21 protein-coding genes and 1 pseudogene are annotated in these 26,016 nt (G+C 36.4%); 9 read left to right on the forward strand and 13 right to left on the reverse strand.

The window, feature by feature from the left end; all coding sequences use genetic code 11:
* The first annotated feature begins 57 nt into the window (after positions 1–57).
* The 3 genes from ACIQXF_RS16230 (at position 58) to ACIQXF_RS16240 (ending at position 1,529) form a co-directional block, all read left to right on the forward strand.
* On the forward strand, positions 58–609 hold the full coding sequence (locus ACIQXF_RS16230) for a sigma-70 family RNA polymerase sigma factor (protein ID WP_402784568.1): 552 nt from the start codon (positions 58–60) through the stop codon (positions 607–609).
* Entirely contained in the window at positions 606–1,175 is a 570-nt protein-coding gene (locus ACIQXF_RS16235) for a hypothetical protein (RefSeq protein ID WP_402784571.1), read from the forward strand. The genes ACIQXF_RS16230 and ACIQXF_RS16235 overlap by 4 nt, the downstream gene beginning before the upstream one ends.
* Positions 1,176–1,322: 147 nt before the next feature.
* On the forward strand, positions 1,323–1,529 hold the full coding sequence (locus ACIQXF_RS16240) for a transcription initiation factor TFIIIB (RefSeq protein ID WP_402784574.1): 207 nt from the start codon (positions 1,323–1,325) through the stop codon (positions 1,527–1,529).
* Between the two features lie 334 nt (positions 1,530–1,863).
* On the opposite strand, the gene ACIQXF_RS16245 is transcribed toward ACIQXF_RS16240, so the two are convergent.
* From ACIQXF_RS16245 to ACIQXF_RS16260, 4 genes are all read right to left on the reverse strand, one after another.
* Entirely contained in the window at positions 1,864–2,694 is an 831-nt protein-coding gene (locus ACIQXF_RS16245; protein ID WP_402784577.1) for an alpha/beta fold hydrolase, read from the reverse strand.
* Between the two features lie 337 nt (positions 2,695–3,031).
* Complete coding sequence (locus tag ACIQXF_RS16250) at positions 3,032–6,220, reverse strand: BTAD domain-containing putative transcriptional regulator (protein ID WP_402784580.1); 3,189 nt, start codon at positions 6,218–6,220, stop codon at positions 3,032–3,034.
* Positions 6,221–6,709: 489 nt separating this feature from the next.
* Positions 6,710–8,248: a methyl-accepting chemotaxis protein gene (locus ACIQXF_RS16255; RefSeq protein ID WP_402784583.1), complete on the reverse strand. Its 1,539-nt coding sequence runs from the start codon at positions 8,246–8,248 to the stop codon at positions 6,710–6,712.
* Positions 8,249–8,520: 272 nt separating this feature from the next.
* A complete protein-coding gene (locus ACIQXF_RS16260; RefSeq protein WP_402784586.1) occupies positions 8,521–9,501 on the reverse strand; it encodes a diaminopimelate dehydrogenase in 981 nt (326 codons plus the stop codon).
* Between the two features lie 284 nt (positions 9,502–9,785).
* On the opposite strand from ACIQXF_RS16260, the gene ACIQXF_RS16265 reads away from it, so the two are divergent.
* Positions 9,786–10,097 carry a hypothetical protein gene (locus ACIQXF_RS16265; RefSeq protein ID WP_402784589.1) on the forward strand — a complete coding sequence of 104 codons (312 nt, stop codon included), beginning with the start codon at positions 9,786–9,788 and terminating at the stop codon, positions 10,095–10,097.
* Positions 10,098–10,517: 420 nt separating this feature from the next.
* Here ACIQXF_RS16265 and yeiL read toward each other — a convergent pair whose 3' ends face one another.
* Positions 10,518–11,180, reverse strand: a complete 663-nt coding sequence (gene yeiL, locus ACIQXF_RS16270) for a transcriptional regulator YeiL (protein WP_402784592.1) — start codon at positions 11,178–11,180, stop codon at positions 10,518–10,520.
* A 99-nt stretch (positions 11,181–11,279) separates the two neighbouring features.
* On the opposite strand from yeiL, the gene ACIQXF_RS16275 reads away from it, so the two are divergent.
* Positions 11,280–12,431, forward strand: coding sequence for an MFS transporter (locus ACIQXF_RS16275; protein WP_402784595.1), 1,152 nt, complete (start codon positions 11,280–11,282; stop codon positions 12,429–12,431).
* A gap of 47 nt (positions 12,432–12,478) precedes the next feature.
* On the opposite strand, the gene ACIQXF_RS16280 is transcribed toward ACIQXF_RS16275, so the two are convergent.
* Entirely contained in the window at positions 12,479–13,654 is a 1,176-nt protein-coding gene (locus tag ACIQXF_RS16280; RefSeq protein WP_402784630.1) for an oxalate decarboxylase family bicupin, read from the reverse strand.
* Between the two features lie 207 nt (positions 13,655–13,861).
* Between ACIQXF_RS16280 and ACIQXF_RS16285 the strand changes: the two genes are divergently transcribed.
* On the forward strand, positions 13,862–14,431 hold the full coding sequence (locus ACIQXF_RS16285; RefSeq protein ID WP_402784598.1) for a GNAT family N-acetyltransferase: 570 nt from the start codon (positions 13,862–13,864) through the stop codon (positions 14,429–14,431).
* Positions 14,432–14,899: 468 nt separating this feature from the next.
* On the opposite strand, the gene ACIQXF_RS16290 is transcribed toward ACIQXF_RS16285, so the two are convergent.
* The 5 genes from ACIQXF_RS16290 to ACIQXF_RS16310 form a co-directional block, all read right to left on the reverse strand.
* Positions 14,900–15,169, reverse strand: a complete 270-nt coding sequence (locus ACIQXF_RS16290) for a GNAT family N-acetyltransferase (RefSeq protein WP_402784601.1) — start codon at positions 15,167–15,169, stop codon at positions 14,900–14,902.
* Positions 15,159–15,392: a (4Fe-4S)-binding protein gene (locus tag ACIQXF_RS16295; protein ID WP_402784604.1), complete on the reverse strand. Its 234-nt coding sequence runs from the start codon at positions 15,390–15,392 to the stop codon at positions 15,159–15,161. Before ACIQXF_RS16295 ends, ACIQXF_RS16290 begins: the two co-directional genes overlap by 11 nt.
* Positions 15,393–15,631: 239 nt before the next feature.
* Positions 15,632–16,021, reverse strand: coding sequence for a VOC family protein (locus ACIQXF_RS16300; protein ID WP_402784607.1), 390 nt, complete (start codon positions 16,019–16,021; stop codon positions 15,632–15,634).
* 352 nt (positions 16,022–16,373) lie between these two features.
* Positions 16,374–17,138 carry an alpha/beta hydrolase gene (locus tag ACIQXF_RS16305; RefSeq protein WP_402784610.1) on the reverse strand — a complete coding sequence of 255 codons (765 nt, stop codon included), beginning with the start codon at positions 17,136–17,138 and terminating at the stop codon, positions 16,374–16,376.
* A 421-nt stretch (positions 17,139–17,559) separates the two neighbouring features.
* A complete protein-coding gene (locus ACIQXF_RS16310; RefSeq protein ID WP_402784613.1) occupies positions 17,560–17,700 on the reverse strand; it encodes a hypothetical protein in 141 nt (46 codons plus the stop codon).
* A gap of 288 nt (positions 17,701–17,988) precedes the next feature.
* Here ACIQXF_RS16310 and ACIQXF_RS16315 point away from each other — a divergent pair.
* Both ACIQXF_RS16315 and ACIQXF_RS16320 read left to right on the forward strand, forming a co-directional pair.
* Positions 17,989–18,737 (forward strand): annotated as a pseudogene (locus ACIQXF_RS16315) (SDR family NAD(P)-dependent oxidoreductase).
* Positions 18,738–19,031: 294 nt separating this feature from the next.
* Complete coding sequence (locus ACIQXF_RS16320) at positions 19,032–19,640, forward strand: transglutaminase-like domain-containing protein (protein WP_402784616.1); 609 nt, start codon at positions 19,032–19,034, stop codon at positions 19,638–19,640.
* Positions 19,641–19,733: 93 nt separating this feature from the next.
* Here the strand turns inward: ACIQXF_RS16320 and ACIQXF_RS16325 are convergent, their stop codons facing one another.
* Entirely contained in the window at positions 19,734–21,176 is a 1,443-nt protein-coding gene (locus tag ACIQXF_RS16325) for an aminotransferase-like domain-containing protein (RefSeq protein WP_402784619.1), read from the reverse strand.
* Between the two features lie 488 nt (positions 21,177–21,664).
* Between ACIQXF_RS16325 and ACIQXF_RS16330 the strand changes: the two genes are divergently transcribed.
* A complete protein-coding gene (locus ACIQXF_RS16330; protein WP_402784632.1) occupies positions 21,665–22,267 on the forward strand; it encodes a LysE/ArgO family amino acid transporter in 603 nt (200 codons plus the stop codon).
* Between the two features lie 556 nt (positions 22,268–22,823).
* On the opposite strand, the gene ileS is transcribed toward ACIQXF_RS16330, so the two are convergent.
* Complete coding sequence (gene ileS, locus ACIQXF_RS16335) at positions 22,824–25,916, reverse strand: isoleucine--tRNA ligase (protein WP_402784622.1); 3,093 nt, start codon at positions 25,914–25,916, stop codon at positions 22,824–22,826.
* Positions 25,917–26,016 lie beyond the last annotated feature (100 nt).

The following is a 26,016-nucleotide window of genomic DNA, read 5'->3' on the forward strand; positions in this document are numbered from 1 at the left end:
AGTGTTCTGAAAAAATTTCGTTATAGTAGGTATAACGATCATACGAGGAGTGACAAAATGAATGATTTTATCGAGCGTCTTCAACGCCATGATGAAAAAGCACTTAAATATGTAGTTGAACACTATTTAGGGCTTGTAAAGGCAATTACTCTAAAAATTTTAGAAAAACCATCGGATTATATGCTAGTAGAGGAATGTGTAAATGATGTGTTCCTTCTAATTTGGCAAAAAAGTCATTATTTCACCGGAGACGAAGCGGATTTTAAAAAGTGGCTAGGGATGATTACTAAATATAAAGCGATTGATATTTATCGAAAACAGCAAAAGCATCTAGCGACTTTATCTATGGATAGTATTCCTCCTCTTATTGCTTCAGATAATATCGAGCAACAGCTTGATAGATTATATGCGAAAGAGCTATTACTTCTTGAAATAATGCATCTACCTGATTTAGATAGAGAGCTATTTTTAATGAGGTATTATCTAGAATATTCAAATAGTGAAATAGCGGAGATTCTACATATTTCAAAATCTGCAGTGGAAAGTCGTTTATATCGTGGAAAGAAAAGGCTTGCTAAAAATCCTAAATTAAAGGAGTGTTGGACATGAGTAAGGAAAAAAATTTCTTACAGTTGGATTTAGAAGATATCTCACCCGTAGTAGTCTCGAAAAATGAAAAGCAAAAGGTGATTAATACTATTTTACAAAAGCAACCATTGCCAAAGCAAATCCGTAAATGGACCATTGCTTCCATTCTAGCAATTGGAATTAGCTCAGCTTGCTTAGTGAATTTTCCATCTATGGCATCGATATTACCAATAAAGGATTTATCTTTAACAGCAAAACTCTATTCTAAACAGCATGAATTTATTTTTAATCGTATTTCGATATCAGAAAATACAGCATCTATTTACTTTAGCTGTGATATGGACTTTGCTACTGAATTCATAACTTTAGACATTGTTGATAACCTCGGAAATCAATACTATTATACAACTGAAACAATGACAACAAAAATAACTGATGATCATTCAAATGGGAAAGCTATAATAAGTGATTTTCATGCTAATGCGTCTTCAATATCCATCACGCCAATTGTCCATACAATGGATAAGGAAGGGAAAGTCACTAAAGAAATACTGGATACTATAAAAATTGATATAGATGTAAAGTGACAAAAAAGTTGTTACGAAGCATCCATTAAACAATCGTCCCATATTGAAGCTGTTGAATAAGATGAAACCAATCTACAGATCATTCGTAGTAATAGATAGTAGGATAAAAATAGTTGGCTCATATATTTATAGGGGGATGGTTTCAAATTGAAGAATTCTACGAAAGTAACAGAATGCCCAAAATGCGGTGAGAAGGAATTAGGGAAAGGCAAACATAGTGGATATGGTGCTATGTTCCCAGATGGTAAGATGAGTTTAGGTTCAGATGTTGAATACATTATTTGCACAGAATGTGGATTTATCATCGAAAGCTATGTAAAAAAGCCAGAGAAATTTAAAGGCACACTTTTTTGAGGATATATTGTAAATAAAACTCAGTGGATAAGTTTTAATATTCAAATATTCTATCATTTTTTAACGTTTATTTTATATAGAAACATAAAGGACTATCTTAATTAAGGATAGAAATTACAAATAACGGGCGCTATTGTTTTAAACACTTTATTCGTAGCTAAATATCTTCCATCAAAAATTAAAAAACTATATTTTTAACCCCGTCCTAATTTTAGAACGGGGTTGTGCTGATTCAAGTTTTTACAATAGGACCCAGCCAGAAAATAAATGAAATAAAAGGAGGAATCCGTTAAATTTATCGAGCAAGTAAATTCTTCAATTGATTCAAAGAATTTCATTGTGTCGTTTTATCAAATTCCTCTACCCTATCCAACCATTCATCCATAAGACTAGTAAATAAATTCGCTTGTTCAATTTGCAAATTATGTCCAGCCTTATCTAAAATCGTGAAGGTTGCTCTTGGGAACTTATCTAGAATATCGAAAGCATCCTGATAACCAACAATGGAATCCTGTTTGCCAAGCAAGAAAATACTAGGCTTGTCAAAGGTAATTTCGTCAACTGCAAAAGAAAAACCATAGTTTGTCTGAACTTTCTCTAGAAATTCATGATTCGCGATTGTACAGCCTGCTAGTACTTCTGTCGAATACCGATTCCAATTATATTCATCTAAAACAACTTGATGTGAGCTGAAATCTTCTAGTTCTTGTTTCGTTAATGTCGATAAAAATTCATCATCAGACATGACAATACTATGCTGTCCTGATACTGTTCGATGTTGTTTTTCAGGAATAATCAATGGACAAATAAACGCAGCCCCTAAAATTTTCTCATGATATTCCCTCATAATTCCTCGAACTAAATACCCACCATATGATTCGCCTATCAATAAATAAGGTTCATTTGGAATTAAGGAATGAATTAGTTCTATTACAGCCTCTAACATTTCATCTGAGTTATGGATCGTTTCGTAGTCTGTCGTCTTCCCCATACCTGGAAGGTCAATATAGATACGTTTCCAGCCTTCCCTTTCTACAAAAACAGGCTCCATACACCCCTTCATTAATCTATGGTCTGGCGAATATCCATGAAGCATTACGATGGGTGTTCCAGTTCCAATCACTTCATAATAAATATTCGCCTTGCTTACCTGACAAAATGGCATATTAGTTCCTCCAAATATTATTATAAAAAATAAATACCAACATCATTGAAATGAATTTCCGTTCCAGCTAGGCGCTTTGTTGCTGTCGCTTCGCTTTCGCACAGTAAACATTTGATGCTGTCGCACAGAGCAAAGCTTCCTTGGAGCGTCAACCAACACAATTTTTGGTCACGAAGACTTTATAGCTGAAAGTGATGCTTTTAGCCTTCGCTCCCCTATTCGCTTGCGCTCCAGGGTCCCATCTGTGACGCTGTAATCTGACCCCAAGGAGACGCCCAGTCTCCACTCCATTTCACAAGCTCTTATTACAAAAAATAGTTGTCATACCTAATATATACTAGCCCATTATTAAATCATAAACAACCATCGTCGATTCCATTGGTGTTGTATTTAATTCTTTTTTTAATTGCTGCACACACTTTTCATACCATTTTAAAGCAAGGGAGCGGTTTTGCAATTGATAGTAGCTATACATTAACAGCCGATAACCCTCTTCCCACAATGCATCCTCTCGAATCATCTTCTCCGCATAAAAAATTGCCTGTTTATAATTTTGTTGCCTTGTGGCATTTTGCGCTAATCTTTCAAGTACTTCTATATATAACAATTGTAGCTTTTCTCGATCCTGTATGAGCCAATCTAGCTGTTTTTTTTCAGCATAAAGTGTATCTGAATAGCTCGTTTCAGCAAGATACAGCCATTCATTTGACAATTCTGGATCAAACTCTTCCATCCCTAAAGCATAAAAATAGAGAAAGCGTTCAACATCGATTTGTAGATAATCAATATGCTGTAATTGATACATATTATTTTTTCGCTGGATGAAAAGGCTATCTTGACGAGCATTTCTATTTGGCTCAAGCACCTTTAATAATGTATTTAATACAACTTTAAAATCTCGATCAAGCGAATCAACGTTCCTCTCTGGCCATAGCGCCTGTGCAATTTCTTCCTTTGGTGTATAGCGATGGCGATGACAATATAAATAGACGAAAAGCTCCTTCGATTTTTCTCGCTGCCATTCTTTATCCTCTAGTTTTCGATGCTTTCTTATTAGATCTAGACTACCGAAAAGATTTATCTGCACCTCATCATGCGGATAAACAATGCTTTCCTCTACTTGAAAATAGCTACTCATCGCCACAATAGCTGAATTTTCACCACCGCACTTTTTACTAAATTGTAAAAGCTCATAAAAAATCATCATATTGGATGGACCGAGAATGGTTTTTCTCTGTAAAAAATAGTCATAGCCATTTATCATACACATCTGTGCAAATTGCTGAAAATAAAGATTAAATTGTGGAATATTTTTTTCTTTGAAAGCAATCACAGCGTGATAAAATAGAACAAGCATCTCACCATTTTGATCGCCACAATCATGGAAAAGCTGCTGTGCTTTCAACAATAACTGTCGCGCTCGTTCAAATTCATGCTGAGAAAGAATGATTTTCACCTCAGTAATTAATATCAGTGCTGTCATCCATGCATCCTGTACTTGCACCGTTTCCTGTAAGCCGAGTGCTACATATTTTTTAGCTGATAGTATATCCCCTTGTGCAAGTTTGACAATTGCAAGTCCCATATATGGTTCAGCCTTAACGCGGGAAATATTAATGGTATCCATCAATGTCAGGGCTTTCTCATAAGCATCACAGGCTCCTTGATAGTCAGGGAAATCTACCAAAAGTAGAGCATGTGCTTTTCGGATATAACCCACAGCTTCAATAAAAATAGATTTTTCACGTAACCCCCTACGAATTCCATGCTGAGCGGCATGCCATGCGTCCATGCCTTGCCCTAAAAGCGCATAGACAAAAGATGCTAACAGCTCACTTTCTCTATGGGTGGCAACTAATTTAGGTGGTAATTCCAGTCTTTTCACCAATAGTTCCTTGGCTTCTTGTAATTGCCCTGTCCTTAGCAATATCCGAACATCGACATTTGCTCTTTGCAGCACTTCCTCGGTTAAAGTAACCTCATCAGTAAATAATTGTGCACCTTTTGCTTTTCCTAAATTAACTAAATTTTCTGTATATTGTCGTTGCAATTCAACAAGTGCTTCGTTGTTTAAGGGAGTATGATTCGCTAGCTCTAATGCTTTTTCTAAATGTGGCTCTGCCAATGCTGGTTGAATTGTATCGAGGTAAATATGAGCAAGTCCAGCCTGTGCCTTCGTCATAAAGAGAAAGTCATTTTCACTTTTCGCGATCTTTGCACACAAATCGTACGCTAGCTTTGCTTTTTCATAATACGCACGATAACGATGGCATTCTCCCTCAAAAAAATACAATTTATAGTATCTCATTTTTTCATTGACTGTAAAACGATTGATTTTTTCTAATAACCACTCAAATTGACCAGCACGTACTAGACTTTCCGCATTATTTTGTAATAATTCACCACAAAAGTCTTGATCATTCGTTTTAAATGCATGGTGGAGAACTGCTTGTATATTGTTTTGCTTAACATAATACATTGCTGCTTGTTTATGTAGCGCCACATACTTTAACGAATTTTGTTGCCATTTTAGTTCTAAAAATCGGCTAAACAAGGCGTGAAATCGATAGTATCCATCAGTCGTTATCGACTGAATAAATAAATGTCGTTGTACGAATAGTTTCAATGCCTCTGCTATTTCCGTACCATAAAATTGGGATATGAAAGTCTCGGAGAAGGTAGGGAAAATCGCCAAGCTTAATAATGCCTGTTGCTCGAATTCTGTCATCTTTAAAAAAACTTCCTCCGATAAATAGGCAAAAAGATCGTTTGTAGAGATGTCTAGCCATTGATCTAATGTCTCATTGTTCCACTGCTCGGCTAATAACGAAATACTAATTGCCCAACCTTCTGTAATCTCCAGCACTTTTGAAATTTCATCCGCTGATAAGTACACAGCCACATAATCTTCGAAAAAAACAGCGATTTCCTCTGCAGAAAATGCCAATTCTACTTCAGAAATTACAAGTAATTTTTTTTGCAGCTTTAATTTTCTCGAAATATCCCAATTCGGCAAAGCTCTAGAAGCAATGACAAAATGAATATTTGGTGGTGAAAACTCTATTATTTTTTCCATCACATAGTTAATATGAAATTCATGGTCAACGAGGTGGTAGTCGTCAATAACAATGAACATAGTCCCTTCAATATCACATAAACCATTGACAAATAACTTAAATAAACGATTGAGTTCTTCTATTTTCGGGAAACGAGATAAATGATTCCACACATCAAATTCTTGCCAAAACCCTGGAACAACGCGTTTAATACTAAAAAGTAAATGCCTTAAAAATGGTAAAATATTGTCATCCTCCTCCGACACACTATACCAAGAAAATTTCTTTGACTCGCTGTGAAGAAACTGTGTAAGGATTGTTGTTTTACCATATCCAGCACCACTATGGATAAATGTACAAGTGTATTCAAAGCTCTTTTTTATTTTTCTCATAAGTGTAGCTCTACTAATACAATGATTGGACGGACTCGGTGGCATACATTTTGATTGAATAATAATGTCTGTTGTCATTGCTGATAACCTCCCCATTCTACTACTGATATGTAAGGTTATTAAATTTGAAGTCTGCAAAAATATTACGAGTACTAATGACCATTTTTAGAAGACGCTGTTTTCCGCTATGGCAACTCACTTTTCTTGTGCTCCTGTTGCTATGCTTTCAACAGGTACAATAAGCAAAATATCCCCAAAAAACCTTTGCATCGGTCAGTAATAAGCCTATTTTTTCCCAATCAATACACCTGTAATAGTAAAATACCTGCCGAGTAGTTAAATTATTGACAGTTTACCATATACTATATGTCATTTAACAGAATTCAACCCATTAAAGAGAATGTAGAAGGAGAAGGATTTACTTTAAATTGAAAAGCCTGATTATCAAATGATAATCAGGACAGCATGAAGATTACGTATTTTTCTACAAATAGTGCCAACAAAGTGATCATATCAGGACTTTATTGGCACGCTAGGATACTTCTTTTTAAAACTCGCTATTACCTATCACATTTCATTTTTTTGTTGTCCATTAATCTTGCGCATCAGTAAATTTAATTCATCTGCCATTAATTGTAGTTCATTCATGACTTGATTTAATGATTGCGTTGACAAGTGTTGATCTTGTGCAGCATTAGCAATAACGGATACACCCTCTAAAGATGCCCGATTGGATTTTAAAACGCTCTTAAAGATACTATTTGTATCGCTTGCATGACTAGCAACGAGGTGTGTGGCATCTGAAATCAGTTCTATTTCATCCTCCACCTCTTGCATAGAACTTAAAATGACATGAAATAAATCTGCATTGCTTATGATTGTAGCATTTCCTTTATGAATTTCGTCCAATCCAGACGCCATATTCTCAGCAATTTGTTGTACCTGTGAATCAATGTTTTGTAACACACTTTGAATCTCCGTAGTTGATGTTTGTGAATGTGTGGCTAGTTTTCTTATTTCACCTGCTACAACAGCAAATCCCTTACCATGTTCACCTGCACGAGCCGCTTCAATGGATGCATTTAAAGCAAGAAGCTGTGTTTGCTCTGAAATTACCTCAATTTCATGTAAGGATTGATTAATTAGATTCGATTGATTTGCTAACTGTACAACTAAATCATTAATCGACTCAATAGATTCTGTTATGACTTTCATCTGTGTTGAAACTTCATAGACCGATTTTTCACCTGCCGACGCTTGCTGTAGACTATGCTTTGCCCTTGTCGCAACTTGGTTGGCACTTTCTTGAATATGGCCAAATTTAGCTAGAAGCTCCTCGTTTTTAATAACCCCTTCTTGCAACTCGGAGGCCTTCAGTTTTAAATCATCCTCATTACCGCGGATAGCAGCAGTAATATCTTGACTTGCTGTCGTCATCAACTTGGAGTCCTTTGCTAGCGCATTCGAGTGCTCATTTACAACAAAACCGACATGCTGCAATTCCTTAAATAAGTTTTGCAATTCTGCAGCAGATGCCTCCTGCTGCATACGCAAATAATGTTCATTCTTTTGTGTTTTCTGAATAATAATAATCGTTGCTGCACTAGTTAAAATTAAAAATACTGCATGAATCATCAGCAATGAAAACAAATAAGAATTTGTTCCACAAATTAGCTCTGGGAATAAAAAATAACCAGCCAAATGCTGAATGGCAAATAGGATTGTGCTCACTAAAACTAAACGAACATTTTGGAACGTACCGATAAAAGCCAGTACCATAAAGATTGAGAAATGATACTCGACTAATCCGTTACCAGATGCAATGATGGCAATACTTCCAAATGTCAACGTTAACATTAGTAAAAAAGGTAAGTGGACACTTCTATTATTTTTTAGAAACAAAATCCAAGATACTAGACATAAAAAAATTGGTATTAAAAGTAATACTAATATAGAAACTATGTAAGAGGTTGATGTATTTACATAGCCATTTATTGAGATTGTATGTAGTTCTAAAAAGTTATATCTCTGATGTAATGTATAGACGATAATAGCAAGGACAACCACAGCGGTTGTAATTTTTAAAATAAGACGATTTCTTTCCAACAATATTTTATCTTCGCTCAATTTCAATACGACACCCTTTATATTTTTATATTAGAATTATTTTTATACTATAACTATTATCGGATATCTTCACTAGATATTTTATAATAATTATTAAATAGAATCTTTTAAACTAAGTGTCTATAATTGAATATAATTCCCTAAATACCTATTTCAAAGTGTTGCCTAGCACATTTTTAATTTTTAAAATAATTATTTATAAAAAAACCCCGATTATCATTACTTTGATAATCGAGGGGTTCCAATAATAATTAAAGAAGTTCTTTACGTAATTCAGCAGCAGATTTAGGTGATAACAGACCGAACGGAATATCGAATACTGTTTTTACCCCTTTGTCTCCAGCTTGGTTTAAACGATGTGCAGCACGAGCATAGGCTACTAGAACACTAGACGTGAAGTTTGGATTACTCTCAAGTTTTAATGAGAATTCAAGAATTTGTTTATCATTTGCGCCGCTTTCACCACTGCGAATGACAAACCCACCGTGTGGCATACCAGTGTGGTTGGCTTTAAATTCCTCTTCAGAAATGAAGTTAACAGTTGTATTATACTCATCGAAATAGTTTGGCATTGTCACAATTTCTTGTTCAACTTTTGCTGCATCCGCACCTTCCTCAAGAACAACCCAGCATTCACGTGCATGTTTTTCACGTGTTGTTAGCTCAGGATTTTCCCCGTTACGAACGCGTTCTACAGCATCTTTAATTGGTAATGTGTATTGTACAGCATTTTTTACACCTTCGATTCGACGTACAGCATCTGAGTGACCTTGACTTAAGCCATCTCCCCAGAATGTATATGTTGTACCTACTGGAAGTACAGCCTCACCAAGTACACGATTTAATGAGAATAAACCTGGATCCCAACCAACTGAAATGACTGATACTTTACCAGATTGTTGTGCTACTGCATCTACAGCATCGAAAAATTCGGGAATTTTTGCATGTGTATCAAAGCTATCAATTGTATTAAACCATTGAGCAAAGTGTGGTCCTTGCTCTGGTAAATCTGTTGCAGAGCCACCACATAAAATCATTACATCAATGTCGTCTTGGAATTTTTCAGCATCATCCGCTAAATATACTTTTGCATTACTTGCAACGTTTACTGTCGAAGGATCACGACGTGTGAATACCGCTACTAACTCCATATCTGGATTTTGTGAAATAGCATGTTCCACACCGCGTCCTAAATTTCCATACCCTACAATACCTACTCGAATTGCACTCATTTAAAATTCCTCCTCGCGATAACGTGACTATGTGAAGACTTTCACGTTAAATCTACTTACAATAATACTTTGTGTTAAAAAAATTCACAATAGTTTGAGTAAGTGTTTTTATTCTAGAAATTATACCAGTTTTCTATGGTTTTAATATGTTATTGGTATGAATACGGTTACAAATTACTACTTCTTATCACTCGCCTTTAAGTTTCTGTAAAAATCTTGTAAATGAAGACTATTTTCATAAGGTGTCTTGTACAATAAATGTAACGACAAAGGGGGCGTGTTGAATGAAAAGTAATGGTTACTCACCGAGCACAACATTGGCACAAGGAGAACTACTTGCATTCCATATAACACAGAAATCTACGAAAATTCATGACAAAAACAGTGATGTCATACAGTCTGTAGGCAAGCATAGAAAATTTTTACCCTACAAATACTTATGTATAAGGATTTTACCTTTTGACGTTATAGATGAAGCGCTGGATATCTCTTTCAAAAAACAGAAGGTCAATGAGATTGACTTTTACCATAGTGGCCAAGAAATTGCTCGGTGGCTCATTAAAAAAAGCGAATACAATAAGCCAGTTCTGAGGTAGACTTTTTCTATGTATCATTTTGATTGGGAAATCCGTCACTTTATGATTCTTTCCGTCACTCTGGCGGTTCTTTCCGTCATTTTGATGGACCTATCCGTCTTTTCGACGATTCTATCCGTCACTCTGATTTCTATCCATCATTTCCTTGGCTCTTTCCTTCACTCTGGCGGTTCTATCCCTCATTTTGATGGACCTATCCGTCACTCTGATTTGTATCCGCCTTTTCCTTAGCTCTTTCCTTCACTTTGACGATTCTTTCCGTCACTCTGATTTCTATCCATCATTTCCTTGGCTCTTTCCTTCACTTTGACGATTCTATCCGTCACTATGATTTCTATCCATCATTTCCTTGGCTCTTTCCTTCACTTTGACGATTCTATCCGTCTCTCCGACGGTTCTATCCGTCATTCCGAATTCTATTTACTGTATCTCCTGCGCCAATTGATGGAGACGTTGCTCATCGATAATGTGGTAGCCACTTTTTCGCTTTTCGAGTATTTTATCTTCGCATAATTGGGCAAGTACATATAATAAATGCCGATAGGATACCCCTAAATATTCACAGATTTCTGTATGCTTTTCCTTATAAATTCCTTGATCAGATGATAATTGGATAAAGGCAGCTAGTCGATTTTCAAGAGGATATGCTTGATTTTGTGTATATTTAGACGTCATATTTGTCGCCTTTTCCCCTAAAAATACACAGAGTCTACGTAAAAAGAGCGCATCTGCGAGTAGCTTTTCTTTACATGCCTGGGTGATCGAGTAACAAATTGTTTCTGTCACCGTTTGAATTCCCTTTGTATATCTCGCCTCATTCAACAATTCAATTTCGCCCATAAAAAGAGGTGCCTCTAGGTACTCGATAAGAGATACTTTACCATTTTTATGTGTCATATATAATTTCGCTTTTCCTTCAATCATGTAATACAGCGTATCCGGAAATGAGCCTTCCTTAAAAATCCACTCGCCTTTTTCAAATTTACATACTTCAAGAAATGGATAAATATCAAAGGAGAAAAAATCATCCATAGAATATTTTTCTAGATAGTAAGTACGTGCTTCAGCTGTCAGTATTTGCATTTTTTTACGCTCTCCTTCGAAAAAATATGAGATATCTCACATTATTGTAGCGATGAACGTGCTATTATTCAACATAGTTAATGGAGGTACGGAAATCTTATGAACAATCAACGATGGCTTTCTCAGAATTTCTTTGCATTTTTTATTACATGGGGCATCTTTTTACCTTACTGGACTGGTTGGCTCATAGATGTCAAGCAGCTTACTGTCTCACAGGCAAGTGTTGTGATGGGCTGTGGTCTTTTAGCTCGTGCCACGTCAAATCTATTTTTCTTCCCGACTCTTGCAAAATATGTACACAATAAACGACTCATTACAATCCTAGCAATAGGCGCACTTATAACAACATTACTTTACTTACCAAGCACAAGCTTCAGCATGCTTTTAATCGTTACTATTTTATTTAGCATTTTTTACCCTGCTCTTTTACCTGCCGTTGAAAGTAGTGCCGCAATACTAGTACAGCATGGAAATGTTCACTATGGTAAAAGCCGTTCCTATGGTTCTTTCGGATTTGTCATTGCGGTGTTAATTATTAGTATGCTAACAGGTGTATTTGGCAAGGAAGTTATCTTTTGGAGTATGATCATCGGCCTTATCGGGATGCTATTGATGCAGCAATTAGCGACACCAAAGGAATTGCTTGTGGTACCGACTAAAGAACAACGTACAAAATCGTTGTCGATGAAAACATTATGGAATATTAAAGGCTTTCCTATTGTGTTATTAATCGTTATTCTACTGCAAGGTGCACATGCCTCGTACTACAACTACGGCTATATATACTTAGGTGATTTACAGGTCGATCCATTCTATATGGGGATGATTATAAACATAGCTGTTATTTGTGAAATTTTATACTTTATGAAGGCAGACACGCTATTTAAAAAATGGCGCTCGTCCTCTTTATTACTTTTAGCAGCAAGTGGTTCTTCATTACGCTGGTTACTTATTTATCTGTTCCCTAATGTCTGGGTATTTATTGGGTCTCAAACCTTGCATGCATTGTCATTTGCCCTTGCGCACTTTGCCTTTATTGGCTATTTAACCAAAACATTACCGAAAGAACAAATTCCGAATGCACAAGGTCTATATTCGGCCTTAGCAATGGGATTAAGTACAGCTATTCTTACATTTTTAGGCGGCCATTTATACGAAATTTCGCCTGGATTATCCTTTGGAGCTATGCTTATTTGTACTGTCCCAGCAATCGCTATTTTGCTAGCTACTAGAAATAAATATCAATATTAAAGAACAAGCAGGTGAAAAGAAAATTTGTCTCTCTTCACCTGCTTGTTTCATTTTGGATAATACGAAAATCCAGGATATTTTACGACCGGCCACTTTTCCTTCCTTAAAACCTGGAGAAGCTCAGGGCCAACATGTAAATTGCTTTGCACGAGCTCAGACGGGGTCAACGCCATCCATTGATTTAACGACACATCCTGGAAACGACTGCTTTTAAATATTTCGAGAAACCATAATGTCTCTGTACCTGTATTCTCAATATAGTGACCGTTGGCAAATGGCACATATCCGACATCTCCTGCACGGTAATCGAATGTTCTTGCCGCACCATTAGCAGCAAACACGGTCATACGCCCCTTTCCTTGTAAGTAATATTGCCATTCGTCATTATTAGGGTGCCAATGTAATTCTCGCATTGCACCAGGCTCAATCTCTACAAGTGCTGCTGCGATAGTTTTGGAAATAGGAAAGTTTGAGGAATCCACAATTCGGACACTACCACCAGGTGTTTTGATAGGGGTTTGTGCAAGCAGACGATGTTTGAAACTTTGAGGAACTTTACCATAAGGAGATTGTACCTTTTGTGTGTCGATAGAACCCGGAACCTTATCTTGATAAATATATACTTGTTCTTTTGGGATATGTTTAAAAGCGCTAATAGGAACGCCAAAATTGGCTGACAGCACATCTTTAGGCGTGTGCGCAAACCAATCAGATATTGAAAAAGTATTAAGATCAGAGAAATTCCCATCGTCAAACACTAGTAGAAATTCACAGCCATCTTCAAGCCCCTGTATGGAATGGGGTATTCCAGGTGGGAAATACCATAAATCCCCCGGTCCGACATCAGCTATAAAATTACTCCCATTTTGATCGACTGCTGTGATACGAGCATGACCTAGAAGCATATATGACCATTCTGCTTGTTGATGCCAATGAAGCTCACGAACGCCACCAGGTGTCAAACTCATATTAACGCCTGCCAATGTCTTAGCAATTGGCAGATCCCGCACAGTAATTTCTCGAGACCAGCCACCCTTACTTAAGGTCATATGCGCATCAGAAAAAGAGAATTTTAGATTTGGTATAAGTCCAGCATCTGTTTTTGGAGGGACTAGCATGTCAGGATTTTCTAGATCCCTCATTATATCTCTCGGCCCTTTATCCACCCCTCCCGCACCATCATTGCGAATTGGCTGTGGAACATAATAATAGCCTTCTGGCATGTTCTCCAATTATTCACCTCTTCATAAAGAAATCGTTATTTAAAATGTATTTATTCTTTACTTGAATTATTCTTTTGCTTTTTAGGGCATTAACTTTCGGGAATTATCATTTCTTTAAAAGTAACAATTTGACAACACTACCAAAAGACAGTTACTTTAAGAATGCATCTAATTCTGTATTTCATTACAATAAAGGAGAATTGAAGGATGGAAAGCGAAATCGAAAATCACACTACTTTTAAGAATTTACTAATTGAAACCGAAAGACTCATAATAAGACCTTATCAATTGGAAGACACTAAAGATTTGTTTAACACAATATCAGAACCAAATTTTTATGACTATATTCCTGAAACTCCACCTACCATAAAAGAAGTAGAGGAAATAATACAATGGTCTATGGATTGCAATAACAAAAATACCCTAGAGAAAATCTACAAATTAAATCTTGGTATCATTTTAAAAGAATCAAATTGCTTTATCGGTTTTTGTGGTCTTGGTCCCTATGATTTAGATTCTACAAAAATCGAAATTTATTATGGTCTCAATATAGATTTCAGAGGAAGAGGGCTTACGACTGAAGCGGCAAAAGCATTAGTAAATTTTGGTTTTTTTACCTTAAGATTAGATGAAATTGTAACAACCGTATTCCCTCAAAATGTTCCTTCAGTAAGAATTTTAGAGAAAATTGGGATGACTAAACAATACTCCATAATAAGCCCGCCAAAAGAACATATAGATTTTAAAGGAATGGATTATTATACAATCACCAGATAGAGATTTTCCTTACTAATCATTAGTAGTTAATGATTGGTCACTTTATACTTTTTTCGTGCAATTGAGTAATAAAGAAATATATCCCAGTCACTCATTATTTTTCAAAAGAGTGACTTTTTATTATTTATTACCAGATCTTCAATCCCATCATCAATTTTCCTTTCAGCTTGGTTACGAGGATTGCTCGAAATTATGTCTTTCTGCTAACATTTTACTTACCTTCACCAAATCCGGGATATATGTATTAGAGATATTTAGTTGACAGCATCATAAACCTCTTTTTTTTAATTACTTATCAGATTTGCTTTTTCCTTAAAACCCCAAAAACATCACACTCCTTTATCGAAGTGTGATGTCGTTATTCTTATTCCGTTTTGCATGAAATATTTGTAAGCTATCCTGCAGTTTTTCATATGTTTTACTTACTTTTCATGGATAATTTTCAAAACCACTAAACGTACCTCATACCTATCCTACTAATTCTTGATATTCAGGATTCTTTTCAAACTCAGCTTTTGCAAAAGGACATAATGGAATGACTTTTAATTTTTCTTTTTTTGCATATTCAACAGCTGCTTTTACTAATTGTTGACCAACATTTTTGCCTCTCAGATGTTCCGCAACATGTGTATGATCTAAAATGATTCGCTTTTCCCCAACACGAACAAAATGAACCTCGGCTTCACTATTTTCTTCGTTCCCAATATAAAATGACTGAGTGCCTTGTTTAATTTCCATTAAAATAATTCCCCTTTTGAATTTTGTATTTTAATGCACCACTTGGACATCTATTGATTACTTCTATTACATTATTTACATCTGCTTGATCAGGAGAAATCCAAGGTCTTGCTTTTACATTGAAAACTTTCGGCAATCCTTTTACACATTCTGCCGCATGTTGACAAACTTCTCCATCAAAATAAACTGTGATTTTTTCTCCTTTGTACTCTCGATAACTCACAAGCATCACCCCTCTTTTTTCTTCTTATTACCCAAAATAAATACACTATAATCCATCAAATAGCGCATAACTATTTCACGCTTCTTCCATACAAAGCCTGATCAGTTTTCCGCACTAAAACTTTTACATTATCCCCGTAATTAAAAATAGATAAAAATCATCTATATTATTTTTGTTTTACCATCCATCACATTGCAAACCTAGTAGCTGCGTCATGATCGAATAATATTACATTGTTCTTAGTCAATAGGTGTTAATTTTTGTTCAATCTCACTACGACGTCCCTCTAAAAAAGGAGGTAAATCTAATTGTTTCCCTAAGTCTTCAACGGATGTATCAACAACAAAGCCTGGTCCATCTATGGCTAGTTCAAAAATAATACCGTGTGATTCTTTCATATAAATACTTGAAAAATAATAGAGGTCTGCTTTTTTTATGATACTATAACCAAAATCTTTAATTTTTTGTTCCCATTGTTCAAGCTCTTCCTTATTTTTCACACGTATAGCTAAATGATTAACACTGCCTCTTCCTGGCTTTTCCTTGGAACCGTCTTGTTCAACGACTACAACCTGACCTTGTAATTGTTCTTCTACTGCTTGAAAAACAGCTTCAGATGCTGATCTCACATATCAAATAGCTCCTATCCATAAATGCTGAGTATATCCTTCAATCAATATTTATGCAGTATGTTGTACTTGGCATTATTAATTTCATATAGGGCTTGTCAAAACTTCAAAATCATTCTTGTTTCGAATTTATCTTTAATTCGAGATGTTTAGCAGAAAATATATAATATTCAAATATCTCTAATTCAAGATAATAGTATCATGATTTTTATTGGTAGTCAATAAAATCTCCTACATTGTTTTGATTATAATAATCACTTATTCCGCAGTTACAGATCAAATAGAAATATTTTATTACTGGAAGTATTATGGGGTTTGATCTAATTGAACATAGAAAAAACCCTGTTTTGCATTAGTACAAATTAGTCATAGTTAGAAATTCTATCATTTCCCTAGTTATTTCATCTTGATCTTTACCTAATGTCATTAAATGTTTGGACTTTTCAAATCCTCTAACCCTTTTTACATCTGAATTGACGTTATTGTATATTACTTCCGCACTTTGTGAGTACAAATCATCGTCTCGTTCTCCGTAGAAGATAGCTATTGGTATTGCTATGTTATCAAGATGCTTCATAGTCTCTTTTATAAATTTTTGAAATGCTATGAAAGCATCTAACGGCATGTCGTTAAATATTTCGAGTTCATTGGAAATTTGAAGCTCAGATTTCCCCTCTATTTTTTTATAATTGTAAGCATAATCAATGATTCTTTGCTTTAATTGTTCTGGCTCCTTATCAACAGGTACAGATAGTACAATAATTTGCTCTAACCTTTCTAATTGCGCAAGCTTCAAGGTGAAGATGCCACCAATCGATAATCCGATTACAGTGATTCTTTGGTACCCTTCATTTATCAAATATCGGTGAGCATTCACCACATCTTCCCACCAGTCATCTACATTGTATTGTAATAATTGTTCTGGAATACTACCATGTCCACGATATAGTGGTGCATAACATGTATAACCTTTTTCATGTAGCACAGTTGCAACTTTCTTCATATCTCTTGTATGACTTGTAAATGAATGCAAGAGCAAAATGGCATGTTCATTTCCTTTTAAATAAATTTCTTTTGCTGGAAGTATTTTTACCACAATTTCAGAACCTTTCCTCATGGTTATCGATAATAATAGAAGGTAGCCTTTTCATAGCTACCTTCTTCTTGTATTTTATATCATAAAACAAATGAACTACATTTGCTTATTTATACTTTAAATTGAGATTTGTCATTGAAGTAATCAAAAGTTTGAATTCATTTATCTTTAATTCAGGACAATATTAACACTATGCTTATTTTTTCGTCAAATTTTTTTCTATGCCGAGAAATGATTTTGCTAGTTTTAAAAAGCAGAAGTCGTCCGCTTTTTCCATTTCAGTTAGTTTACTCTATCTTTCAAAAATGAGATAGCATAATCACGAAAACTATTTACAACAAATGAACTTCTTCTCTCTTTATTTCAAGCAATTCCTACCGTTTGAAAACAATCAGGATCTAAAATTTTTACATTGTCTAAATACTGATCTAAAAATGAACTTTTAAAAAATAAAAGAGGTGCCTTTCCCTTCATTCACCACTTGTAAAATGATTGATAAATCTTCACCTTCAAAGGCAATATGCGGGGTAAAACCGGCATTTCGAATATTTGATTTCTGTTGTGCCAAAATTGTTTCTGACAAAATAAAAAATGCGTCCATATTTCATTTAACGAATAAATTGCCCTTTTCGATCAAAGAGTGGTACCCCAATATCCTCTTCTAAATGCGCTATGTAATTCCAATGTAGCTTTTGACATATGCTCCAAGCGTGCTACCGTTATTCTAATTGTGTTAGTGCATTATTCTTCATCTTCTCTTGCTTAATACAGGAATAAGGCTAAATCATACAAAAATATTGAATACGTTTTTTTAATGAAAGTTATACTACGCATGTAGTTATGGATTCATAAAATATGGGGAGGAAGAAATATGAATTTTAAAGATTTCGAAGGTCGAGTTGTCTTAATAACTGGAGCAGCTACTGGTATTGGTCGTGCGACAGCGCTTGCTTTTGCACGTCGTGGAGCGAAAGTAGCTATTGGTGATGTTGATGAACGTGCACAAGAAACAGTTGCGCTGATTCAACAAGATGGCGGAGAAGCTGCATTTTTTAAAACAGATGTAACAAGCTCTGCGCAATTGAAATCATTTGTTCAACAAACAGTAGAAAAGTTCGGTGGGTTACATCACGCATTCAATAATGCAGGCGTTTTAAATAAACCAGCAAAATTCGTTGATATTGAAGAAGAAGCATTTGATAAAGTGATGGCAGTCGACGTTAAAGGTGTATTTTTCGCTGTGAAACATGAACTTGAATACATGCTTGCTAACGGTGGCGGTACAATTGTAAATACAGCATCAGTAGCTGGTTTAATTGCTGATCCAAATATGGCGCCATACTTACAGCAAAACATGCAGTCACTGGTTTAACAAAAGCAGCTGCAATTGACCATGCTCAAGACGGTATCCGAGTAAATGCTGTAGCACCAGGGTTATCAGAAACACCAATGACTCAAATGTGGAAAGATAATCCCGAAGTATGGAATGAAGTTGTTTCTAACGTTCCAATGCGTCGCTCTGCTAAACCAGAAGAAATCGCTGAAGTTGTTGTATTCTTATCTTCAGACGCCGCAAGCTTCTGTAACGGTTATGTTTATGGTGGACAAGTTGCTCACTAATATCGTGAATAATCATTAAGTCAAAAAATGATCAGGCTCAAATTTGTTTGAGTACCTGATCATTTTTCATTGTTTCATGACATCGTTAGCTTATCACATGGCTCTAAACAGAATCTGAAACAAATATCCTCGCTACACTTTAGGAATGATCAATTTCTCCTTGGCGTAATATTGCGTCTGGAGGTTTATCTTCGTTTATAAGTCAGGTTAATTTAAAAATTCTATATTTGACCATCATATTTCGGTGTATAATAATACTTAATATCAAATAAAAATACAAAAAGGTGGTTATTTATGGAGTTTATATTTGAATCTGAAAATCTAGAAGATTATTTACTTGAATTAGATGTAGTTGATTACTCTAACACAATTATTAAAGAAAAAGTTGAGGAGCTATTTAACTCAACTCAAACAGAAGTTGAAAAAGCAAAGATTGCTTTTGAATTTGTTCGTGATGAAATATCACATTCTTGGGATATTCAAAGCGAAAAAGTTACTTGTCGTGCATCAGATGTAATGCAGTATAAACAAGGTATATGCTATGCAAAATCAAATCTTTTAGCAGCGCTATTACGTTCGCAAGGCATTCCAACAGGTTTCTGTTATCAACGATTAATGTTATTTGATACTCCTGAAAAAGGATATTCGATTCACGCTTTGAATGCTGTTTATTTTAAATCTCTTAACAAATGGGTACGTTTAGATGCTCGTGGAAACAAAACGGGTGTTAATGCTCAATTTTCATTAGATGAAGAAAAATTAGCTTTTTCAATTAACAAGGATTTTGATGAAAAGGATTATCCTATTATCTTTGTAAAGCCGAACCACAAAACTATTGCTGTATTAAAGGAACATACTGATACATTAGAAATGTATAAACATTATTTACCTGAAAGCATATAACAGAGGTTTTACTGAAAAAATATACTCCATTTTGATCAATCTTCTTCTCAAAATGGAGTTTTTAATTCTAATAAGGATTCTTTAGTATTATTATTATTTATTTCGTTTTACAACTTTTTCTACAACTCGTTCATGTAATATTTCTAAGCCTCTCTGCAATTCTTCATAGGTTGCATAGGCATACGAAAGGCGAATATGATGGGAATCCTGTGGATCGTAAATATAGCCTGGATTAATAAGGACTTGTCGAGACAATAGCTTGGTAAATAACTCTTTATCAACAATGGGCTCATGAAACTTTAGCCAAATATAAAAGCCCCCCTTTGGCTTGTTCCAGTCAGCCATATTACAGAATTTTTCCTGTAAAATAGTTTCTACATAATCTGCTCTTTGCTGTAATTTTTGACGTAAGCTTTCGATATACTTTTCATACTTTCCAGTTTGCAGCCAGTGTAGCACAATTTCCTGAGAGATGGTACTTGAACCGTAATCTGTTTGCATTTTTATATCTGCTAATCGTTCAATTACTGTTGTTGGACCTACTAACCAGCCTATACGAAGGCCAGGGCTTAAGGTTTTCGAGACACTTCCAATATAAAGGACTTGCCCACTATCATCCATTGATTTTATTGGAGGCGTTGCCGCTTCAAAGAGCAATTCATGATAAACGTCATCTTCAATAATAGGAATGCGAGACGCTTTACACGCTTCATAAAGTTGCCTTTTTTCATGCGACGTCCACACCCCTCCTGTAGGATTGTTTAACGTTGGAACAGCATAAAACACAGCCTGTCTTTTTCTTTTCTGTTGAGCTAATGTTCGTACAAGCTGTTCATCGCGATGGATGGCCATCATTTGCATACCTACAGACTGAAAAGGATGAACAGAATTTAAATAAGACGTTTGTTCCTGAAAGACGATAGACCCCTGCTCAAGCAGTCCAACAGCAATCAGCTGTAAAGCTTGAAGCGCACCAGATACAATACAAACATTTTGCGGCATTGCATGGATCCCTCTTTTTTTCACATACTCGCAAATTGCAGCCCGCAGTCTGTCGTTACCTTGGGGTGATGAATAACCTAAAGCTTTTGGCTGTAAAGAGAGCTCCTTCAATGATGCTTCGATGTCAGCAGTTGGTAGTAAACTCGGTGCGAGCTCTCCAGTTCCCAATCGAATGACATCATCACGCTGCTCATATTCATTGATTAATTGAATGGTATGATAATTGGGCTTGTGCAGGCTAGTATCTATATACGTTTGCCAATTTGGCTGTGTTTGTCTAATTAATGAATGCCAGGAATTATTAGCTACATAGATACCTGAACCAACCTTTGTTTCTAGTATTCCAGCTGCCTTTAACTCCTCTAATGCCTGTTGCACAGTACTGCGATTAACTCCAAACTGCATTGCTAGCTGTCTTTGTGTCGGTAGCTTTGTTCCTGCCACCCAATCTCCTCGCTCTATATGATCAGTAATCCACTGGATTATTTGTTGCTGTAATGTTATTTCTCCTTGTCTAATTGGCTGCCAGTTCATTCATACCACCTCAATCATATCAATTATGCCTTCGTCCGGAATTGGCCTTTGCTTGGGCCTGCAGATATTTTCTGTGCGAAAGCGTAGCGACAGCAACATGGTTTTGTCTGTGCGAAAGCGTAGCGACAGCAACAACACGAGGACTGACACGATGTCGGTCATTTCGGTAAAGCCACAGGACGTGGCGTTTTTTACCGATGCAGGTAATTAGCCGTTATTGCATGGATGCGATGATTTTAGACTAACACCCTTTATTAACTCCTTTCCGATTCCGTGACATCCACCGGAGGCTTTGAGCCAACGTGATGTTGGTCACTCAGGCGTTTTCATAGGAAGTGAAGTTCTTAGCCTAAGTTCCTCTATTTCAGCGGGTGTTTGGATACCCGCTGAAAGAAGTTAAAATTGGGTGGCTAAAAAACCATCCAATTGGTCGTTTTCTTTTAGTTATAACATAACTAGAATGTTTAATGAAAGGAGAGGGAATTTCGTTGGAAGCATTTTTTCATGGGATGATTTTAGCATTTGGGCTTATTTTGCCATTAGGCGTACAAAATGTCTTTGTTTTTTCACAGGGTGCTACACAGCCACATCTAGTACGGGCCTTACCTGCGAGCATCACCGCCGCAATTTGTGATACGCTTCTTATTCTGCTTGCAGTATTCGGTTTGTCTATTATTGTATTGCAGTTTGAGTGGCTACGAGTAGCCTTAATGACTGTTGGAATACTTTTCTTACTTTATATGGGCTACACAATTTGGCGCTCCAATCCGGCCACGGCCGAGAATAGCGAAGCACTACCTGTGAAAAAACAAATTTTATTCGCGCTCTCAGTCTCGCTCTTAAATCCACACGCCATTTTAGATACAATCGGTGTGATTGGGACGAGTGCTTTAAAATATAGCGGCACTGAGCAAATACTGTTCACTGCTGCATGTGTATTAATTTCTTGGCTTTGGTTTATTGGACTTACCGTTACTGGAGCCTCTTTTAAGAAACTCGATAGCTCTGGAAAGCTTATGAACATCTTTAATAAATGTTCTGCTGTCTTTATTTGGGCTACCGCTCTCTATCTTCTTAATAGTTTACTTTAATAGTTTACATAAAAACACTCAGAATACCTAAGTTTTTTAGGTACCTGAGCGTTTTTTAGGTGTACCTGAGCAATTCTTCTATCGACCTGAGCGTTTGCTGGGTTTACCTGATCAATTCTTTTGTCGACCTGAGCATTTGCTCTGGGTTTACCTGAGCAATTCTTTTGTCGACCTGAGCGATTGTTGAGTTTACCTGATCAATTCTTCTGTCGACCTGAGCGCTTGTTAGGTGTACCTGAGCAATTTTTCTGTCGACCCGAGCGTTTGCTGAGTTTACCTGAGCAATTCTTTTGTCGACCTGAGCATTTTCTTGGTTGACCTGAGCATTTGCTGGGTTTACCTGAGCAATTCTTCTGTCGACCCGAGCATTTTCTAGGTTTACCTGAGCAATTCTTCTGTCGACCTGAGCATTTTTTAGGTTTACCTGATCAATTTTTCTGTCGACCCGAGCGCTTGCTAGGTTTACCTGATCAATTCTTTTGTCGACCTGAGCATTTTCTAGGTGTACCTGAGCAATTCTTCTGTCGACCTGAGTATCCCTTTAAACTACTTAGCGCTAAAGATTTTTAAAATAAACGGTGATTTTTTCATCAAATACTTCTGTCTCTATATATCTTTCACCATGATCGTCACTTACATAATCAATATCATCTAACAATACGTTTGCTTTTAATAACGCTTCGTGCTGTTGAATGATAGTTGTTGCGTTAGTACTTCCAGCAATCGAAATCGATACATACTGCTCCACAGGTAGTTTCCATTTTTTACGTGTATCTTGGATCGTGCGAATTAATTCCCTTATTTGGCCTTCTTCCAGTAAGCTTGCTGTGAGCTGAACATCCATAAGAATTCGACATGAGGCATCTTCGGCTAAAATATATTGATCTTTTACCACTGATTCCGTTAACACATGTTCTTTTAACAGCGTTACCTGTTCCCCGTCAATTGTAAATGTTACAGTACCTGTTTGCTGTAATTTATGTTTCTCTTCATCTTTTAAATTCACTACGTAATCTTTTACTTTATTCACTTTTGGTCCAAATGCTGCACCTGCTGTTTTAAAGTTCAGCTTAAAATGAACAGTTTCATATGCTGAGAAATCATTTGTCCAAAGGCATTCTTTCATATTTAATTCGTCTTTCACGAGTTCGCTATATGGTTGATAGTCAATTTGTTCCCCAACAACAGAGACAATGATTTCGCTTAATGGCTGCTTTACCTTCATTCCTTGACTATTACGTACGCTGCGACCTAGCTCCACGATTGTTAAAATATGTTGCATTTCTTTTTCGAGGGTTGCATTAACGAGCGCTTCATTGTATTTTGGGTAATCTTGTACATGTACACTTGTTCCACATAATTGTCGATATAAGTCCTCCGCAATAAATGGTGTGAATGGTGCTAACAATTGACAAATTGCTGTTAGTAGCTCATACAGCGTACTATAGGCTCCTCGTTTATCCTCTGACAGCCCATTAGCCCAAAATCTTGCACGTGAGCGTCGGATATACCAATTACTTAGCTCTTCCACAAGCTTGCCGATTTCACGTGTTGCCTGTGTGAATTGATAATCGTTCATAAATTTAGTCACGAGCTGGATTGTATGATGTAAACGAGATAATATCCAGTGATCTAATTTTGTGCGTGTGCCTGTATTGTTCGCATCGTACTCAAAGCCGTCGATTTCAGCGTATAACTGATAAAATTTAAATGTGTTATCAAATGTATCGACTAGTTTTGATTTTGCATCCATCACAATTTTCTTTGAAAAGCGTTTAGGGTTCCAAGGGGAGCTGTCGACTAAAAACGCCCATCGTAAAGCATCCGCTCCGTATTGCTCTATTAATTCAACTGGCTCTAATGCATTTCCTTTACTTTTCGACATTTTCTGGCCGTGCTCATCTAAAACATGCCCTAAGGAAAGGACATTTTTATAAGGTACCTTCCCAGTAAATAAAGTCGAAACCGCTAATAAACTATAGAAAAATCCTCGTGTTTGGTCGATACCTTCGATGACTACATCAGCTGGAAATTGATTGTTAAAAGTAGCGGAATCTCCAAAAGGATAATGATGCTGCGCAAAAGGCATCGAGCCGCTATCAAACCATACATCAATCACTTCAGGTGTGCGTTCCATATCACCTTTACATTTCGGACAAGTACAGACAACCTCGTCGATATATGGCTTATGCATCTCGATGTCCTGTAAAGTGCCTTTTACTAATTCTTTTAAAGCAGCAATACTATTTGGTGCTTCTTCATGACCACAATCCTGACAAATCCATACATTAAGCGGTGTACCCCAATAGCGATTACGGCTAATATTCCAGTCTACTAAGTTTTCTAAGAAATTACCAAATCTACCGTGCTTAATATGCTCTGGATACCATGTTACTTGCTCATTATTTTCTAGAAGCTTCTCTTTCAATGTAGACATTTTGATAAACCAGCTGTCTGTTGCGTAGTAAAGCAAAGGTGAATCACAGCGCCAGCAATGAGGATAGCTGTGCTCATATTTTTCCTTATCAAACAGTAGCTCCTTTTTAGCAAGCATTTTAATAATCTCGACATCGCAATCTTTGACAAATTTACCAGCAAGCTCTGGAACCTCTGCTGTGTAACAACCTTTTACATCCACAACGTTGACAAATGACAGACCATTTTGCTGAACGGTTTTATAATCGTCCTCCCCATAAGCAGGTGCGATATGCACGATGCCAGTTCCACTATGCTCTGTCACATAATCTGCTAGTACCACAATATGCCCTTTCTCAACTGTGACATATGAAAATGGTGGGATGTAGGACACACCTTCAAATTCATGACCATAATGCTCACTTAACACTTCCACGGGTTCAGTAAAAACCTTTTCTACAAGTGATTTTGCCAGAATATATACTTTTTTATGTTGCTTCACTCGTACATACTTAAGCTTTGGATTCATCGCCAAAGCAACATTGGCAGGCAATGTCCATGGCGTTGTTGTCCAGCCAAGGAAATATTCGTCTTTATCCTTGTGCTTAAACATTGCCGTGACAGATAAATCCTTGACATCCTTATAGCCCTGTGCAACCTCATGTGAGCTTAACGATGTTTGACAGCTAGGGCAATACGGTGAAACGCGATGCCCCTTATATAAAAGCATTTCCTTGTGCACTTGGCTTAAAATATGCCAAACAGACTCGATGTACTCATTACTTAGCGTTAAATAAGGATCATCCATATCAATCCAATAGCCTAGCTGCTCTGTAAAGGTGCGCCACTTCTTCTCATAGGTAAAGACACTTCCCTTACACTCCTGAATAAATTGTTCAACGCCATATTTCTCGATCTCTTGCTTTCCAGAAATACCTAGCTTTTTTTCCACTCCTAATTCTACAGGTAAACCATGTGTATCCCAGCCTGCTTTACGTTCAACTAAATAGCCTTGCATCGTTTTATAACGAGCCACGACATCTTTAATTGTTCTACCAAATGCATGACCTACGTGTGGTAGTCCATTTGCTGTAGGCGGTCCTTCGTAAAATACAAAGGGCTTATTACCTGAACGATTTTCAACAGATACTTGGAACGTTTTTTCTCGCTCCCATAACTTGCGAATTCTCGTTTCCCTTTCAACAGTAGTTTCTTTCTTTTCTTTCATTTGCATGTCACTTCCTCCCTCTATAAATGTTGATATATCAACGGTTTGACCCGTTTTTAAGAGTGATAAAAAATTTTTTTATCACAGTTTTTACATAGTCTTTTCT

It is taken from the genome of Lysinibacillus sp. NPDC097231, from assembly GCF_044761885.1.
Lineage (GTDB): Bacteria > Bacillota > Bacilli > Bacillales_A > Planococcaceae > Lysinibacillus.